The 17,467-nt window shown below is 48.1% G+C and carries 13 protein-coding genes; 5 read left to right on the top strand and 8 right to left on the bottom strand.

The window, feature by feature from the left end:
* Window positions 1-38: 38 nt before the first annotated feature.
* Entirely contained in the window at window positions 39-1,358 is a 1,320-nt protein-coding gene (locus MHI14_RS30590) for a glutamate-1-semialdehyde 2,1-aminomutase (protein ID WP_289391106.1), read from the top strand.
* A gap of 211 nt (window positions 1,359-1,569) precedes the next feature.
* On the opposite strand, the gene MHI14_RS30585 is transcribed toward MHI14_RS30590, so the two are convergent.
* Window positions 1,570-2,964 carry an aminotransferase-like domain-containing protein gene (locus MHI14_RS30585; RefSeq protein WP_341131985.1) on the bottom strand — a complete coding sequence of 465 codons (1,395 nt, stop codon included), beginning with the start codon at window positions 2,962-2,964 and terminating at the stop codon, window positions 1,570-1,572.
* Window positions 2,965-3,123: 159 nt separating this feature from the next.
* Here MHI14_RS30585 and MHI14_RS30580 point away from each other — a divergent pair, with 159 nt between their 5' ends.
* From MHI14_RS30580 to MHI14_RS30565, 4 genes are all read left to right on the top strand, one after another.
* The gene (locus MHI14_RS30580) at window positions 3,124-4,071 is read left to right on the top strand and encodes a DMT family transporter (protein ID WP_133387486.1); all 948 of its coding nucleotides are present in this window, start codon (window positions 3,124-3,126) and stop codon (window positions 4,069-4,071) included.
* 207 nt (window positions 4,072-4,278) lie between these two features.
* Window positions 4,279-5,385, top strand: a complete 1,107-nt coding sequence (locus MHI14_RS30575) for a GerAB/ArcD/ProY family transporter (protein ID WP_341131984.1) — start codon at window positions 4,279-4,281, stop codon at window positions 5,383-5,385.
* On the top strand, window positions 5,366-6,835 hold the full coding sequence (locus MHI14_RS30570) for a spore germination protein (protein ID WP_289391102.1): 1,470 nt from the start codon (window positions 5,366-5,368) through the stop codon (window positions 6,833-6,835). Before MHI14_RS30575 ends, MHI14_RS30570 begins: the two co-directional genes overlap by 20 nt.
* Entirely contained in the window at window positions 6,832-7,989 is a 1,158-nt protein-coding gene (locus MHI14_RS30565; RefSeq protein ID WP_341131983.1) for a Ger(x)C family spore germination protein, read from the top strand. The genes MHI14_RS30570 and MHI14_RS30565 overlap by 4 nt, the downstream gene beginning before the upstream one ends.
* A gap of 86 nt (window positions 7,990-8,075) precedes the next feature.
* Here the strand turns inward: MHI14_RS30565 and MHI14_RS30560 are convergent, their stop codons facing one another.
* The 7 genes from MHI14_RS30560 to MHI14_RS30530 all read right to left on the bottom strand — a co-directional run bounded on the left by MHI14_RS30560 (window position 8,076) and on the right by MHI14_RS30530 (window position 17,317).
* The gene (locus tag MHI14_RS30560; protein ID WP_341131982.1) at window positions 8,076-8,492 is read right to left on the bottom strand and encodes a sensory rhodopsin transducer; all 417 of its coding nucleotides are present in this window, start codon (window positions 8,490-8,492) and stop codon (window positions 8,076-8,078) included.
* 807 nt (window positions 8,493-9,299) lie between these two features.
* Window positions 9,300-10,508 carry a rhamnogalacturonan acetylesterase gene (locus MHI14_RS30555; RefSeq protein WP_445670388.1) on the bottom strand — a complete coding sequence of 403 codons (1,209 nt, stop codon included), beginning with the start codon at window positions 10,506-10,508 and terminating at the stop codon, window positions 9,300-9,302.
* Window positions 10,509-10,613: 105 nt separating this feature from the next.
* Window positions 10,614-11,453 (bottom strand): carbohydrate ABC transporter permease, encoded by an 840-nt coding sequence (locus MHI14_RS30550; RefSeq protein ID WP_091039044.1) that lies wholly within the window; start codon window positions 11,451-11,453, stop codon window positions 10,614-10,616.
* Between the two features lie 2 nt (window positions 11,454-11,455).
* Window positions 11,456-12,358, bottom strand: coding sequence for a carbohydrate ABC transporter permease (locus tag MHI14_RS30545; protein ID WP_091039042.1), 903 nt, complete (start codon window positions 12,356-12,358; stop codon window positions 11,456-11,458).
* Window positions 12,359-12,497: 139 nt separating this feature from the next.
* Window positions 12,498-13,781: an ABC transporter substrate-binding protein gene (locus MHI14_RS30540; RefSeq protein WP_091039041.1), complete on the bottom strand. Its 1,284-nt coding sequence runs from the start codon at window positions 13,779-13,781 to the stop codon at window positions 12,498-12,500.
* A gap of 220 nt (window positions 13,782-14,001) precedes the next feature.
* Window positions 14,002-15,555, bottom strand: a complete 1,554-nt coding sequence (locus tag MHI14_RS30535) for a response regulator transcription factor (protein ID WP_091039038.1) — start codon at window positions 15,553-15,555, stop codon at window positions 14,002-14,004.
* Window positions 15,530-17,317 (bottom strand): sensor histidine kinase, encoded by a 1,788-nt coding sequence (locus MHI14_RS30530; RefSeq protein ID WP_341131980.1) that lies wholly within the window; start codon window positions 17,315-17,317, stop codon window positions 15,530-15,532. The genes MHI14_RS30535 and MHI14_RS30530 overlap by 26 nt, the downstream gene beginning before the upstream one ends.
* Window positions 17,318-17,467: the final 150 nt, after the last annotated feature.

Raw genomic sequence — 17,467 nt, 5'->3', positions numbered from 1 at the left:
CCTTTATCATATTTTGAATTACGAAAGGAAGTTATCTTATGAATACATCACGTTCCCGATCCGAACTTCTATACGCAGAAGCACTTGAACATATTGTAGGAGGTGTTAACAGCCCTTCACGGTCGTTTAAAGCCGTTGGTGGCGGTGCACCTGTATTTATGAAAAAAGCCCAGGGCGCCCACTTCTGGGATGTCGATGACAACCGTTATATTGATTATCTGGCCGCTTACGGTCCGATTGTTACAGGACATGCCCACCCTCATATTACGCAGGCCATTACAGAAGCGGCAGCAAATGGTGTACTTTACGGTACCCCAACAGAGCTTGAGATCAAGCTTGCCAAAATGCTGAAGGAAGCCATTCCTTCCATGGATAAAGTGCGCTTTGTAAACTCCGGTACAGAGGCGGTCATGACCACGATTCGGGTCGCTCGTGCCTACACCAAACGCAATAAGATTGTAAAATTCGCCGGATGTTACCACGGTCACTCGGATCTGGTGCTTGTGGCTGCCGGTTCTGGCCCTTCTACGCTCGGAATTCCTGACAGTGCGGGAGTTCCAGCCAGTATTGCACAAGAAGTCATTACTGTGCCCTACAATGATCTGGAAGCCCTGAAGGATGCTTTGGAGCGCTGGGGTGATGATGTTGCCGCAGTCATGGTTGAGCCGATCGTTGGGAACTTCGGTATGGTTATGCCGGAGCCTGGCTTCCTGGAAGGTCTTTGTGCCATGACACGGGCTAACGGCTCATTGGTTATCTATGACGAAGTCATTACGGCTTTCCGTTTCCATTACGGTTCTACTCAGACGTATGCCGGACTCGAAAACCATGCGGAGATTGAACCTGATCTGACGGCTCTTGGTAAAATTATTGGTGGCGGCCTGCCAATCGGTGCTTACGGTGGACGCAAACACGTTATGGAGCAGGTTGCCCCACTCGGACCGGCTTATCAGGCGGGAACGATGGCTGGTAACCCTGCATCCATCTCAGCTGGTATCGCATGTCTGGAGGTCCTGCAAGGCGAGGGTGTATACGAAGAGATGGAACGTCTTGCTATCGACCTGACGGCAGGTCTGCAAGCTTCTGCTGACCGTCATGGAATTGCACTGACGATCAACCGGATCCGCGGTGCGTTCTCCACCCATTTCTGTGACCATCCGGTTACGAATTATGATCATGCTCAAGACACGGATGGAGAGCTGTTTGCTTCCTTCTTCCGTCACATGCTGAACCGTGGTATTAACCTGGCTCCATCCAAATATGAGGCTTGGTTCCTGACCACGGCCCATACAGACGAGGATGTTCAGGCTACATTGGAAGCCGCAGAAGCTTCCTTCAAGGCGATGGCTCAGGAATAAATCGGATTATTTCCATTCACAATATAGCGTACAAGCTGTATGGTCGATGGATTAACAACTCATGGAAAAGGCGTCCAACAAGTGATCAACTTGTGTGGACGCCTTTTGTTATATACGGACAGTGGTGAGTGGTCACATACGGCTAGATAGATGCTATGTGCAACATCTATATGCATTTTATTGTAATGGCCTAGCTGTTATAGGTTTGTCTTTATCTCTGACTAATCTGAAGTTTCAAAATTTCCTCCCGGATCTTCTGTATCCCTTCCTCGATTCGCTGCTTCGGCACATTGGAAATGTTCAAGCGCAGCATCTGATCCTGATGCGCCTGATATGTTCCCTCCGGATAATACCGTTCTGTCGTATCAACGATGACTCCGTGCTGTTGAAGCCGGGACAGCAGAACACGAAGCGGCATATCACCCGCCAAAGGCAATACGGTATGCTCCCCACCTGTTCGAGGAGCGTCCATAAACGGAGCAAAGTCTGGATATGTGTCCAGTTGCTCATGCACCGTGTGCATCCGGGCAGCATAGCGGTTACGAATCACTTTCCTGTGATGAGCAAACATTCCGCTGTGGACATAGATCTCCAGCGCAGCTTGAGACAAAACGGAAGTGTCGATATCGAGCATTTTTTTGTAAGCCCCAAAAGATTGAATTAGTGGTGAGGGCAGAACAGCTACACCAATGCGCAGACCTGGAAACAAAATTTTGGAGTAACTCTTCAGATAGATGACCCGGCCTTCGGTATCATAGGACCATAACGGGTCCTGTTTCGTATTGTCCTCCAGATCAGCCAGATAATCGTCCTCCACCAGATAGACATCGTACCGCTGTGCAAGCCGGATTAGTTTCTTTTTCTCAGCAACAGTCAACGATGTGCCAATCGGATTGTGAAAGCGCGGCATGACATAGAAAAACTTGATATCTTCCTTAGCGAACTGACGTTCAAGCGATGCCCAATCCAGCCCATCCAGGGCACGTCTCACACCGGCAATCGGCACATTTAATCCACTCAGTAGCGAGGGCATATTGTGATAGGTCGGTAGTTCAAGCAGTACTTTTCTCTTTCCATTAGGAAAAGGCATCAATGCAAGTACAGCCAGTGCCTGTTGCACACCTGATGTGATAAAGAACTGCTCCGTTCTCGCAAACACCTGATAATCCGCAAACTGCTTCTGCAACAGCATGATAAGCGAAGGTAATCCCTGATCCGTGCCATACATAAATAACTCTGCCTGTTTCTTCTCCATCGCCTGATCCACACAATGACGAAAGTCTGCATAAGGGAACACCCTTGGATCGGGAGCAGCTGAAGCAAAGTCCAACGCTCCCTGCCAGTCCATGTCCTGAGCACCTGTCCCGTTCTGAACGGCATAATAGCCAGATTGAGGTATGGCGTACACCAAATGCCGTTGCTCCAGCCACTCATATGCACGAATCGCTGTACTTATACTGCATTGATATTGTTCTGCTACAACTCGAACGGCTGGAAGACGGATGCCCTTATCTGCCCACTGGCGACGATCCTGCTGCTGCATCTGTTCCTGAATCCATTGCTTTAATGCTTCGGCAATCACTTCGTATTTTTTCACTGCACCCATCCCTCTCCCACAATTGTACCGATACAGTTAAACCTTTTATCTATTGTAGCACGATGCACCCGGCAGTATATTGAATAAGTCCAGCACATGCCTCAAACCTGACATAATTCAGGATAATGAAAGATAAAGCACTATGACTACTGTATTGGAGGAGCATTTATGAACACAACACACACTCGGGGATACGCTTATATCGCAGCTGTATTGTACGCAGCTATTATCGGTCTATCTTTTTTATTTGTTAAAATGACCGTCACTGTTGCACATCCAATTGATGTGCTTGCCCACCGATTCGCCCTGTCGCTGATCGTTGTTAGCATTCCTGTCATTTTTGGCTGGATCAAAATCCGACTGAGCCTTCGTGATCTGTGGCGAATCATTCCACTGGGGCTGTTATCTCCCGTCTTATTTTTTGCCTTTCAAGCCTTTGGGCTTGTATCTTCCAACTCATCGGAAGCCGGTATTATTCAGGCTATGGCCCCTGTATTCACACTTGTTCTCGCTTCAGTCTTCCTGAAGGAACGCACATCCACGATGCAGAAGCTGTTCCTGCTTCTGTCTGTTGCTGGAGTGGTCTTTATTTTCATAATGCAAGGAAGCGGCATGTCTATAGGTAACCTGAAGGGCATTGCATTATTGCTGTTATCCACGGTCTGTTTTGCAGGGTATGGTGTGCTTGCAAGACCATTAACCCAGAAGTACAAACCAATGGAATTAACATGGGTCACACTGATGGTTGGCTGTATTGTATTCAACGCCGCTTCCCTGATCCGACATGCGTCCAGCGGTTCCATGATGGACTACATCAAACCGCTTGGAGATACATCCTATCTGGGTGCGCTCGCTTATCTGGCGATCCTCTCCACCATGATCTCTACCCTGCTTGCGAGCTATGCCCTGACCCATCTGGAGGCTTCGCAAATGAGTGTATTCAGCAATCTGTCCACGCTCATCTCCATCGTAGGAGGTGCATGGATACTGCATGAACCAGTGGGTAGCTACCACTATATTGGTGCATTGTTGATTATTGCTGGTGTGCTTGGCACCAATATGAGCGGTCGCAAACATAGGCTGGTCACCGGGATCAAGTCAGATTCCCCATATTGAGACAGCGATGAAGTTGGTTCGCCGGTTCAACGAGTTATACGCTGCCATCCTCCCCGAACCCCGCATTTTGACTGGAGAGCGGCCCGGGAAACGATGTTAGAGGTAAGAGAAGCCATGGGTATTCGTTATTTTGACTGACAGTATGAAGCGCTCCAATCCCGTTAACACTGCTGAGGACAGTCTATCGGGAAAAGGAGACCCCTCAGCATGAAACGAACACAACCTTCTTTTTTACAAGCTATGATGTTGATCATGTTGTCCGTTGGCTTGATCAGCCATGTTCTGATTATTCCTGCCCTTTTGGCTGCGGCCAAAAGGGATTCTTGGATTTCCGTCCTGCTATCAGCCGGACCATTTCTGATATTTGCGCTAATGCTCGCTTATGTCTCTCGTTTCCTCCAGCATCAAACCCTGCATGAATGGTTAACATCCCGTCTCGGCAAGCCCATTGGCATGTTATTTCGAGTTGGGAACAGTCTCTTTTTTCTGAGCGTAATCTATTTCACCCTGCACGATACCACGACTTGGGCCAAAACAAATTACCTGACAGAAACGCCAATTCTGGTAACCAGTATTGCCCTCATGTCTCTCTGTGCCTATGGGGCATATAAAGGCATCCGCTCACTGGCATTTACGGCAGGATTGATCCTTCCACTGGTGGTACTGCTGGGCTTCTATGTTGCAATTGTGAACACTCAATACAAGGATTACAGTCGTCTCCTGCCTGTGTTAGAACATGGCTGGCATCCGGTGCTGAATGGCATGATTTACAGTCTTGCAGGCATGTTTGAACTGCAGTTCATCTGGTATATCCAGCCTCATCTCACTAAACGTATACTTGTATGGCAGTATCTGATGCTCGCAATCATTCTTGTGGGACTAACAGTCGGCCCACTCATCGGGGCGATTGTGGAATTCGATCCTTTTGAGGCTGCCAAAATGCGATATCCCGCCTTTGAAGAATGGCGAATTGCCTCCTTGGGCAAGTACATCGCCCAGACCGACTTCTTTTCCATCTACCAGTGGCTCGCAGGCTCGTTCACCCGGATTAGTCTCGCCATGTATATTGTAGTAGAAATATGGAATATTAAGAGCTCTACCAGAAGGCTTATCAGTTGTATCTCGTTAGGTGTCTTCTTTATTCTAACCATGTTGTATCCTCTGGATGATATGACCTTCGAAAAGCTTCTGGTCGAATACATATTTCCGTTCAATCTCGTGTATCTGAGCGGACTTGCGATTATCGCGACGACGGTTGCCTTTATCCATTCACGCCATCAGAGGAGGAAACATCATGGAGCATCAAGCGATTGACACCACGTCCCATGAAACACTGCTTGCCTCTTTGAAAGAGCAGTTCAATCCATGTGCAGATGTTGTTATTCAGACCTTTCCTGTCAAAGATGAATCCGATCAGCCAGTCATTTTGCTCTATTGCGAAGGACTGGTCGACGGCAAACAAATCAATCAATTTATTATTCCCCGTCTGGAACAACACTCCCTGATCATTGAGGAATCACATCCCCACGAACTGGGATTAACCTTAAATCCGATTGAGGATCTCACTGATTCCAAGAAACTTAATCTTTTGATTTTTAGTGGACAACTACTGATCATTTTTGGTAATGGTGTGCAGGCCTGCAGTCTGGATATCGCTGATATCCCGGGACGCAGTCCAGAAGAATCAGCCATTGAAACATCAGTTAAAGGCCCGCGCGATGGATTCACCGAAGAACTCACTACCAACGTGGCCCTTATTCGCAAACGAATGAAAACATCTTCGATGTGTTATGAGAAATATGTCAAAGGTGGTCGTACCCAAACTGCCATTGGACTTCTATATGTAAAAGATATTATTAATCCAGACATTCTGAAAGAAGCACAACACAATCTGGATCAGATTGAGATTGACGGCATTCTGGGTACCTCAATCATGGAGCGAGCTGTCATGGGAGGGATTCGGAGTATTTTTCCACTCACAGATAATACTGAACGTCCTGATTTTGTCGTCGATTCCCTGTTAAATGGACGTTTTGCCGTTCTCATTGAAGGTTCTCCTGTGGCGGTCATCGCACCAACTACACTTTTCAATCAGTTGAAGTCCCCGGAAGACAAAAGCACACCTTTTTTCATAGTTACCTTCGAACGGATTTTGCGTATTTCCGGTCTGCTGATTGCCTGTTTCTTCCCAGCCTTCTACATCGGCCTGACCAGTTTCAATGTGGAACAGATTCCGCTACCTCTCTTGGCTACAATTGCTGGTACTAGAATGGGCCTGCCCATGCCGGTGACGCTGGAAGCCTTTTTAATGATTTTTATGTTCGAGCTATTTAACGAAGCCGGTCGGCGGTTACCACGTGCGTTAGGGCAGACGGTCAGCGTGGTCGGCGGACTTATCATCGGGGATGCAGCCATTCGTGCCGGGATTACATCGCCCACCATCATAGTTACGGTAGCGATCTCAGTCATCTCCAGCTATATTCTCGTGAATACCGTGCTCAGCGGGGCTACTGCACAAATTCGTATCGGAATGCTTATTATTTCTTCGATCCTTGGATTATTTGGATTTATGATCGGACTGTTCGCTCTGTTGGTACACCTCGTATCGTTGGAGTGTTATGGCGTATCCTATCTGTCACCCGTATCTCCCTACATTCCAGGAGACTTCACTCAGGCCGTATCCATGCCCCCTTCCATGAAAAAAAACAAGCGTCCAGAAGCACTTCACACCCAAGATTCCACTCGCTGGAGAAAACGGTCATGACCAGATGGATGTCCATGAGTGGCCTACTTGCGGGGTGCTTGATCCTGCTAACGGGATGCTGGGATTCCAAAGAGGTGCAAAGTATTAACTTCATCACGGCCATTGGAATAGACTATGTGGACAACCAATATATTGCGTATGCCCAGTTGATTGACTTCTCCAGTATTGCAAAACAGGAAACGCCAACTTCCCGGGAAACAAGGGATATCTGGATTGGACGGGGTGAAGGTTCAACACTGAGCATGGCTATTAACGACTTGTATGAAACATCACAGCAGCAAACGCTCTGGACTCATGTTAAAGCCATTGTTTTATCGAAAAATGCTCTGGAAGGGAAGCTGGAGGATATATTTAATACGTTGCTGCATTCAGGTCAACTGAGATATACACCCTGGATTTACGCGACAGAGCAGAACATTCCGGATGTGCTCTCCCCATCTGCGCTGCTGAACCAATCTGCCCAGACGATTGAGTTATTCGAGCCCATGAGGCTATACAAACAGCATTCCGGTTTCGAACCTATCCGGCTCCATCAGCTTCTCGATGGACTACGGGAGCCGGCTTCCGTCGTTCTTTTACCCTCGGTATCAACGAGGAACGAGACCTGGTTCAACGGCGATAAAACGCCACCCCTTGTTAGAATGGATGGATTTTATGTCATTTCCAAAGGCACAAGTCAGGGTAGAGTTGCAGGAGCAGACGCAGATGGTACACGATACGTAAATTATGAGCGCGTACATCAGTACCCACTATACGTATATGGGAATGGTGGGAAAACTCCTGATTTAACCTTGATGCTTCGTCATCCCAAGACGAGAATAACGGCGAGAAAACAAGGAGATGGCGTCACATTTGATCTAGTTACCTCGGTCAAAAGCTCCATCACCGAAGATCACGGGGCTCCTCGGTCTCCACATGCCATGGAACAGGAAGCGGAGAAACAAATCGAATCCCAAATCCGAGATACGTTCGAAAAAACCAAGTCACGCAAGATCGATTCATACGGTCTCGTGGAACACCTCTATCGCCACAATCTGCCCTTATGGCAACAAGAGGTCTCCCAACGTGCTGACCCCCTGGAGCGTTTCAAGCTCGGCAAAGTAGAGGTCCATGTGGATATCCTTAATGCGAGCACGTATAAATACAGCGATTAAATGAAGAAAAAGAAGCCCCGTGCCTGCATTGGATGCAAGGTTACGGGGCTTTTTACCATCTCCAACTATGCTGTCTATTGGGGAAGTTATCCTGATGGATACGCCATGACACTCATCAAAGCCAATTCAGGCTGAGTCGTATCCAAACGGCTGTACTGGATGATGACGGGGATATTGCTCGAAACCGTAATCGCATAAGGCACGCCCGGTGGAATAGACTGCTCCCCGGATCGTAGCGATGCAGTGCGAATATGCTTTGTCCTTCTCGCTGGTACTTCAGCGACCATACCTTCGAGTGGTTCTCTGTCTTCAAAGTAAATCGTGATGTGCAGCTCCGCATTCGTGGCACTGGTGTTCAGTACACAGATGCTCTCATGACTCTCCAATGTGCCCCGGCTCTCCGGGGGAATGTAACCATCCGGAATGACCCAGTAGGTGTGACCTGTAGCTGCTGAAACATTCTTACGGGCAGATGTGCCTAATTCTGTCTGGTCAGGTGTCATTGAAATACATCCTCCTTTTTTGCGATTGCAATTTAGGTTAAAAATCCGTGGGCTCGCGCGGCAGTCGCTTCGAAGGGCCGATCGGGCTACAGGCCGCTGTTGGCTCGGGATTTCTATTCATTCCCCCTCAGCAGGGGAAATCCCGCTCCAAAGGCGGACGCTTCGCTCCCTCTACCCGATTCCGCCCTCCTCCGCTGCTACGCTCGCCTGTTTTTTAAAAGATTATTGCCTTCGCTATTCGCTGGGCAACTTTTGCTGGCTCGTTACTTTGTTTAACTCGCTACAGCTTTTAAACCCTGAATAGCTCGCAGGGCAGTCGCTTCGGCGGGCGGATCGGGCTACAGGCCGCTGTTGGCTCGGGATTTCTATTCATTCCCCCTCAGCAGGGGAAATCCCGCTCCAAAGGCGGACGCTTCGCTCCCTATACCCGATTCCGCCCTCCTCCGCTGCTACGCTCGCCTGTTTTTTAAAAGTTTATTGCCTTCGTTCTTTCGCTGGGCAACTTTTGCTGGCTCGTTACTTTGTTTAACTCGCTACAGCTTTTAAACCCTGAATAGCTCGCAGGGCAGTCGCTTCGGTGGGCAGATCGGGCTGCGGGCCGCTGTTGGCTCGGGATTTCTATTCAATTCCCCCTCAGCAGGGGAAATCCCGCTCCAAAGGCGGACGCTTCGCTCCCTATACCCGATTCCGCCCTCCTCCGTTGCTACGCTCGCTTGTTTTTAAAAGTTTATTGCCTTCGCTATTCGCTGGGCAACTTTGTTTTTCTCGTTACTTCGTTTAACTCGCTTAATTATTTAGGGCATGAACCTATCGCAGATACATCTGCAGCGGCTGCAATTGCAACTCACGGATGGCTTCTGCCACCTGCTGGGCAAGGCGGCGGGCGCCGCGTTCCTGAAAATGTGTGTTATCCTCCACGCCTGAGGGGAAGTTCACATACTCGCCTGGCAGCACCCACATAAAGTCGTCCTTGGTGCCTTCTACGCCTGCCTGCTCAAACAGAAGACGGCTGCGCTCAGCCAGATCGATCAGCGGAACATCTTCCTCTTCCGCCAACTCACGCACGGCGATGATATAATCGCCATGCGTATCGGTCAATGTGCCATCGTCCGCAAAATAGCGACGATGCACCGGGGTGATGAGTACCGGACGAGCCTTGGCTTCGCGTGCAGCGTCGATATACTTTTTCAAATATTCCTTATATGTTGTGAATGGGTCGGTCCCACGTTCAGGGTCCGGCTTCTCATCGTTATGTCCAAATTGAATAAACAGAAAATCTTCAGGCTTGATTCGCTCCAGAATGGCGCTGAGTCTGCCTTCATTAATAAAACTGCGGGAACTGCGCCCTGACTGGGCGTGATTATCTACTGCCACATCATGTTTGAACTGCGCTGGCAATAACTGGCCCCAACCGCAATACGGATATCCACTTTCCTGCTGATCCGTTACGGTAGAATCCCCGGCAAGAAATACAGTCATGGTCTGATTCGCAAGAGTAATCTCTAACGCATTGATTCTCGGTGCAGGACCAGAGAATGACAGACGAAATCTGCCGCCGCGAACAACGACCGAGAATCGCACCTCTGCACATTGTCCGGGAAGTGTGCGAATGGTTGGCAGTACAAGCCTGCCTTCACCAGCTTTCACGCGGGTCACTGTCTCAGCCAATTCATCACCTGCAACGAGTAATACTTGGTATGTTCCGTCGGGAACATCCACGATGAACGATGCTTTGAGTGGAATACAGAAGCCTGAACGCAATCGGGCAGACATGGTTGTCTGCCCCGGATTGTTATAATGTTGTTTCGTGGGATCCGACACATCGTCATCACGAATGCGTTGTTTCTCATACACCAGAGATCCTGCCTCGAATCCGTATCCTCCGCGTTCCTCATATGCGGTTGTTGCAGTTACTTTCAGATAATCCCCTGTCTCATCTGCTCTTCCCGAGTCCGGTCCAAAGTTAAACTTCCAGCTGGTCACGGACACTGCCTGGCCCTCTGCCGCTGCCTCCATGGCAACGGCCTGACTACCCTGAGCTTTATTCAAAAGCGATAACCTCCTTGGTTAAATTTCGTAAACGTTCATTCGGGCGAAGATACGAAGATACAGTAATCTGGCTTATCCTTTCAATCCGCTGGTGCTCATCCCTTGAACAATTTGTTTCTGGAAGATGAAGAACACAGCTACAACCGGAACCAGACTGACGATGGACATGGCGAACATTGCGCCCCAGTTGGAAGCAGATTCACTATCGAGGAACATTTTCAGCGCCATCGACACGGTGTATTTATCAGGCGAGTTCAGGTACAATACCGGACCGAGCAGATCCTCCCATCTCCAGTAGAAGGAGAAGATGGCTGCAGTCGCCAGAGAAGACTTGATCAGTGGCATAATAATCTGAATATACAATCTAAACTTGTTACATCCATCGATGGTTGCAGCCTCATCCAGCTCCTTCGGAATCGTTCGAATGAACTGTACCATCAGGAAGATGAAGAATGGCATTCCGAAGAATGTAGGTACAACGATTGGCAAGATAGTATTCAGCCAGCCGAGCTTCGTGAAAATGATGTACTGAGGAACCAATACCACGTCATGTGGCAACATCAGTGTTAACATCATCAAGGAGAACCAGAACGTGCGTCCCTTGAAATTCAGTCTGGCAAAACCAAAAGCGATCAGCGATGAAGATATTACGGCACCGATCGTGGAAATAACCACGATTACAAGTGAGTTGGTGATGTAATCCATAAACGGTCTTCCAGCTGTGCCTTTCCAGCCATCCACATAGTTACTCCAGATCCACTCCGCAGGAAACAGGGTATCCGCAGTGACGAATATCGTACGGCTTTCCTTGAATGAACTGAAGAGCATCCAAAGTACGGGATATAACATCAGGAGGGCAAGAGCTGCAACGAACAGGTGATAAACGGGCCATTTTACATTTCTCCAAACCATCGTTACTTCCCTCCTTCAGATTCGTAGAACACCCAGTACTTGGATGTCAGGAACACAGCCACCGTGAGTATACCGATCATGATGAGCATGACCCAGGCCATGGCCGAAGCATAACCCATGTTGTTAAACATAAACGCCTGCCGGAACAGATACAGGGAGTACAACATCGTACCGTCCATTGGACCGCCTTCACCTTTGGAGATAATATAGGCAGGTACAAACGTCATGAATGCTCCAATCGTCTGCATAATCATATTGAACAGGACGATCGGGCTAAGCAGTGGCAAGGTGATGCTGAAAAATTTCCGTATAGGATTTGCGCCATCCACACCTGCTGCCTCGTACATCTCAGTAGGGATATTTTTGAGACCGGCCAGGAAGATCAGCATGGACGAACCAAACTGCCACACAGACAGTGAGATGAGCATAACTAGAGACGCATTCGGGTCACCAAACCAGCTTATTGGCCCGATCCCGATTGCCGTTAGAGCACTGTTGATAACACCCTCATTACTGAAGAGGTTACGCCACATAATGGATACGGCCACACTACCACCGATAATGGATGGCAGGTAATACAGCGTCCGGTACGTTCCAATCATACGAGAGCCAGTGTTTAGGACCATCGCTACGAAGAGGGCAAAGATCAACCTTAACGGTACCCCAATGAATACATACAGAAACGTCACTTTGACCGAGTTCCAATATTTCGGGTCATCAAAAAACATTTTGGTGTAGTTATCAAGCCCAATCCACCGCGGAGAAGTGAACAAGTTATAACTCGTGAACGACATATATAAGGACACAAACATGGGGATGAGTGTGAAGCCCAGGAATCCAATAATAAACGGGCTTATGAACGCATATCCAGTTAAGTTTCTACGTAACGACGAATACTGCCTCAATGGAACGAACCTCCTTCATGGATCAGCTTGCTCCCTCATCCTGGCTTCGGTCATCTGGACGGGGAAAGGCCCTCGCATTTGCGAGTAGCCGCATTCCCGACCATCCCTGAAGTGGGACGAGCAAGCCATCATTCAACTGTTATTTATTGTTCGCAAGTACAGATTCGGCGTTCTTGCGGAATGTTTCTGCTGCCTGTTCAGGTGTAATTTTGCCAAAGTTCAACTCTTCAACCACATCTGCCAGAGCAGAGATTACTTCAGGTGAACCAACCGGTGGCGGAGAACTCATTGGTGAAGCTTTTGGCTCCATGGCTGCTACGAATTCAAAGACTTGTTTCGTTGCGTCACTCAGCTCAGGTGCGATAGCTTCTTTGATTGCTCCTGAGATTGGCACACCGCGCTCACCTTTGATCAGTTTGTTGGCTTCCACGTCATTCACCCAGAAATCAATGAATTTAGCCGCTTCTTCCTTCACTTTGGAGTTGGACGTTACACCCCAATACATACTTGGTTGCATATATAGTCCTTTTTCCATATCCGGTCCTGGCATTGGAGCGATTTCGAGTGGACGGTTCGCTACCTGTTGCAAGGCTACGAACTGGTTGGACCATTGCCATACGCCGATTCCTTTTTCCTTCACGAGATCTGATTCCTCAATAATGCCTTTGGTTTGGTTGGCTACATCCGGCGTAGGTGCTGCACCTTGCTCGATCATGCGGCGCATAAGTCCGAAGAACTCCACAAACAATTGGTCATCATCATAACCAAGGCCAGTTCCTTCTGCATTGTAAAGCGAATGTCCTTTGGTACGCAGGAAGTAATGGAAGAAGATATCCGGAGCTACCCCTCCATCCAAATACAGGCCTTTCTCTGCGGCTTGTTTACCCAGTGCTTCGTATGATTCCCATGTCATATTTTCAGGCATAGCTTCCGCTCCCGCTTTTTTAAGCAAAGCAGGGTCATATTGGAAGCCCAGAACGTTAACACCGGCAGGTACACCGTATTGTTTACCGTTAATTACACCTGTGCTAATAACGTTCTCGGACACATCGTCCACTTTGATCTGATTGCCCAGATAAGGCGCTAGATCCTCAAGCTGACCATTCTGTGCATATTGGCTGATGTAGGAAATATCCATCTGAACGATGTCAGGCAACTGATTTGCAGCTGCTTGTGGTGCGAGCTTTTTCCAGTAGTCATCAAATGAAGCATATTCCACGTCGATTTTGACATTCGGGTTTTTCGATTTGTACAGGTCGATGACCTTCTGTGTATATTCATGCCGTGCATCCGAACCCCACCAAGCGATCCGCAGGGTAACCGATCCATCCGATGATCCCTGTTCGCTACCTCCACCTGAACTACACGCCGCTGTAAAAACGAGCAATGCAGCCATCATCAGGAATATTGCCTTTTTCACCATGCCAATCTCCCCTTTTATGTTGATATGGTTGTGTGAACGAGTTATCCTTTTATTTCTGATAACGCTTTCACAAACTTGTTAATGTCATTTTCGCAAATGTACGACCAGAGTTGAATACACAAAACCGTCTTGTTGGTTCAAAAAACAGAGGAGGACAACAGCCTCCTCTCGGCGCTGTTCGTCCTCCCCAGACATGAATTACACGATTGGTAGTCCATTGTTATATGCCGATCCTGCGGAATTCCGTAGGTGTCATACCGGTCCACTTTTTGAACACCTGACTGAAATATTGTGAATTCCCGCCGAATCCGAACAATTCAGCAAGCTCGAACACTTTCACATCCCCGCCTCTGCGAATATGGTCACATGCGCGTTCAATGCGCAGACGATTTACGTAGTTGGAGAAATTCTCGCCTGTGACTTTTTTGAAAATCTTGCCCAGATAATCCGGATTCATATACAACATCTGATGGGCGACTCCATTGAGCGAGAGATCTGCCTCTCCATAATGACGATCCACGATATCCATCATCTTCTCCACGGCAGAAGACTGTCGACTGATATGGTTTTTGTAATAACCGGAAGTTAATCGGGCTGCACTGCTTGCAACAAAAGACTTCAAACCAGATAACGTATCGATATGCGGCAGTTCTGCCATACGCTGGGTGAATTCCGTTGCCTCCTCAGGTGGACAGACATGAACCATCGCCGAGTACAGCTGCACTACGTAAGAGCGAGTCACTTCAATTTCCAGCTGCTGACGCGATAATAGATCAAACAGACGATCCACCTCTACCGCTGTATCCTCGGTATTGCCCGATTTGATCAACTGACACAGTTGCTCCGCATCCTGTTCTACATGTACGCCGTCGCATTCTCCGGCCAGTACCAGATCATTCTTCGTAATCAGCTTGCCTTCACCGATGAAAAAACGATGGTTCAGATACTGCAACGCCTCACGAAACAACCGCCGGGACTGAATCATTCGATCTGCTTCACTCAGCGCAGCGGTCACTTCCAATTTATATAGTCTGGTGAATGCAGCACGAACCTCTTCAATACTTTCTTTCAGTCCGGCCGAATCGGCTGAATCCGCAAGCAGGATGAGGAGTTTGCCTTCAATGGTTGTGCTTAACAGGACATGTTGGAGCAGATCACTGGCTATGTTTTTGATCGCAAATAAGTGACTGTAATCATGTTCATCTACAATTCGGAACAGCAGTAACCGAACTGCGTTCTCTTCAAGCTCCAGATCAAACAGCTCCTGATAATACTCCAGATCAACCGGCCCATAGGTGCGGTTGGTCATGAACTCCAGCAGAAATTGCTCCTTCACATGTGGAAGGACACGCTGCAATCGCTGTTTCATCTCACCCGCAACATGCTCCCTCACCTGAGCATCCTGATGTTCCTGCAACAGTTCAGTTAACGCATCATGGATCTGATTCTCGTTGCAGGGTTTGAGCAAATAATGCTTCACGCCATATTGCATCGCTCTGCGAGCATATTCGAACTCCTTGTAGCCGGATAACATAATGAAACGTACTCCCGGGTATGCTTCAGATGCCTTCTCTATGAGTCCGAGACCATCCAGACCTGGCATGGAAATATCCGTAATGATAATATCGGGTCTCGACTGCCCAATTTTGTCCAATGCTTCGATCCCGTTCCTCGCCGTACCCACTAATTCCGTACCTGCCGCGGCCCAATCGACCACTTGGGAAATCCCCTCCAGAATGACACGTTCATCATCTACGAGCATCACTTTGTACATCGTCATCGTCCTCTCTGATCCAAGGTATGCTGATCGATACTACAGTTCCTGATCCGGGCTTGCTGCTCATCACCATTCCACCTTCATCGCCGAAGGTCAGTCTGATTCGTTCCTGGATGTTAGATAACCCAATGCCCTGTCCTCTTGTCTGAATACGTCCTTCGTGTAGTTCTTCCAGGAATTCCGGTGTCATCCCCGGACCGTCGTCCTCGACTTCAATAATCACCTTATCTCCATCTGCTCTCGCCCGAATACGAATCCGGCAAGGGTCAATGCTTGGTTCGAGTGCATAATGTATGGCGTTCTCCACCAAAGGCTGTAATGTTAACTTGGGGATTCGAGCCGTTCCTACCTCTGGGGCAATTTCCATGTCGAAATCCAATCTTTCCTCAAAACGCGTGCGCTGAATCGTCACGTAACTGCGGACAATGTCCAGCTCTCTTTCCAGCGTGATCCACTTCTCGGACATATTCACAGAGCTACGCAGCAGAAATCCGAGAGCCTCAACCATTTCCGAGATCTGTCGTTGCTTCTGTACTTTAGCCAGCCAGTTAATGGATTCCAGCGTGTTGTATAGAAAATGTGGATTAATCTGCGCCTGAAGCGCTTTCAACTCGGTCTCACGAATCACCAGTTGCTTGGCATAATTCTCATCAATCAATTCACGTATTCTTTGAAGCATCATCTTGAATGTGCGATGTAGCAGCCCAACCTCGTTCTGTGGAGATATCGGAATATTGCCGAGGGCAGCCTCCTCCAGTTTATCCAGATCACCTTTCTCGATATTACGCATCTTTTTGATCAACTGCGCAATCGGATGGGTAATACTGCGAGAGAATCTCGCTCCAATAATAAGCGCAGCAAGAAAAATCATAATGAAGATCACCGTGACCAACTGTTTGACAAACTGGATCTTTTTAAACATCTGGTCAAACGGGGTTGTGTACAAATAGGTCCAATCCGTATAGGAAGAATGAGCACGAGCTACAAAGTGCCTCCCCTGCTCCAACATGGCAATTCCATAGGGCTGGGTGCGCTTCAGTTCAGACTCAATCTCGGCTTCACTGACCGACGATTCTGTTGGATAGATCACTTCTTTTCCATCGGTAATGAGTAATTGGGAGTCCTCAGCCGGTTCTTGCATCTGATCCTGTACAATTCGGTCCAGCCGTACCCGGATGATCAGTGTGCCGAGGTCCTCCAATGTAAATGCTCCGCCAATAAAGGATTTCACCTGTCGGACCGACAAGAGTCGGGACTGTTTATCCCCACTGGTATGCCAGGCATTGGAGCCCGAATATTGCTGTCCCAGTGCAACCAGTTCCTTTTGCTTCGACTCCGAAATTCCCTCCCGATTGCCTGCGGCCATAACGTTATTATCATTATCGATAAATAGCATGGAATAGACGTATTTTTCGGAACCGGCATAAGCGACTAACCTGTTGGTAATTTTTTTGCGTAATCCATTTTTCTCATAACCCGTTTCTACCTTTTTCAGTTGGAGCAGATATTGCTGAAGCGGCTCGTCCGACATCACCTTGAAGGAGAGATTGGAAATTTCACGAAGTTGATTTTCAATACCTACCGAAGACATATTGAGGACCTGCGAGGATTTCTCATAGATCTGACGGTCATAGATACTGAACACATATCGGAGTACGGATGCATAAAACGTAAAGCTGATTAACATCAAAAGTCCGATGAGAAGAATCGTTTTGTGGTGAATCGGCAGTGTTGTGAAAGCGTTCTTAATTTGGCTCATCCTAAGCGCTCCTTTGGCTTGCGAAGGGTGCTATCGTGCTATGGGTTAGTAGTTTTATTGTAAGTTATTTTCATATTTACACATCCATGGTCATCTGACAAGATATATTTATGCAACATTTTAGGTCACTAAAGAAGGTATACATGTGTA

It is taken from the genome of Paenibacillus sp. FSL K6-2393 (assembly GCF_038002545.1).
GTDB lineage: Bacteria > Bacillota > Bacilli > Paenibacillales > Paenibacillaceae > Paenibacillus.
Note: the sequence above shows the minus strand (reverse complement) of the source record. Positions and strands in the feature narration are given on the sequence as shown.

Bases quoted from the DNA above. Each gene is read 5' to 3' on its own strand.
- MHI14_RS30535 (WP_091039038.1), bottom strand. From the start codon at position 15,555: ATGTACAAAGTGATGCTCGTAGATGATGAACGTGTCATTCTGGAGGGG.
- MHI14_RS30530 (WP_341131980.1), bottom strand. From the start codon at position 17,317: ATGAGCCAAATTAAGAACGCTTTCACAACACTGCCGATTCACCACAAA.
- MHI14_RS30585 (WP_341131985.1), bottom strand. From the start codon at position 2,964: ATGGGTGCAGTGAAAAAATACGAAGTGATTGCCGAAGCATTAAAGCAA.
- MHI14_RS30565 (WP_341131983.1), top strand. From the start codon at position 6,832: ATGACCAGATGGATGTCCATGAGTGGCCTACTTGCGGGGTGCTTGATC.
- MHI14_RS30575 (WP_341131984.1), top strand. From the start codon at position 4,279: ATGAAACGAACACAACCTTCTTTTTTACAAGCTATGATGTTGATCATG.
- MHI14_RS30580 (WP_133387486.1), top strand. From the start codon at position 3,124: ATGAACACAACACACACTCGGGGATACGCTTATATCGCAGCTGTATTG.
- MHI14_RS30550 (WP_091039044.1), bottom strand. From the start codon at position 11,453: ATGGTTTGGAGAAATGTAAAATGGCCCGTTTATCACCTGTTCGTTGCA.
- MHI14_RS30560 (WP_341131982.1), bottom strand. From the start codon at position 8,492: ATGACACCTGACCAGACAGAATTAGGCACATCTGCCCGTAAGAATGTT.
- MHI14_RS30540 (WP_091039041.1), bottom strand. From the start codon at position 13,781: ATGGTGAAAAAGGCAATATTCCTGATGATGGCTGCATTGCTCGTTTTT.
- MHI14_RS30590 (WP_289391106.1), top strand. From the start codon at position 39: ATGAATACATCACGTTCCCGATCCGAACTTCTATACGCAGAAGCACTT.
- MHI14_RS30570 (WP_289391102.1), top strand. From the start codon at position 5,366: ATGGAGCATCAAGCGATTGACACCACGTCCCATGAAACACTGCTTGCC.
- MHI14_RS30555 (WP_445670388.1), bottom strand. From the start codon at position 10,508: ATGGAGGCAGCGGCAGAGGGCCAGGCAGTGTCCGTGACCAGCTGGAAG.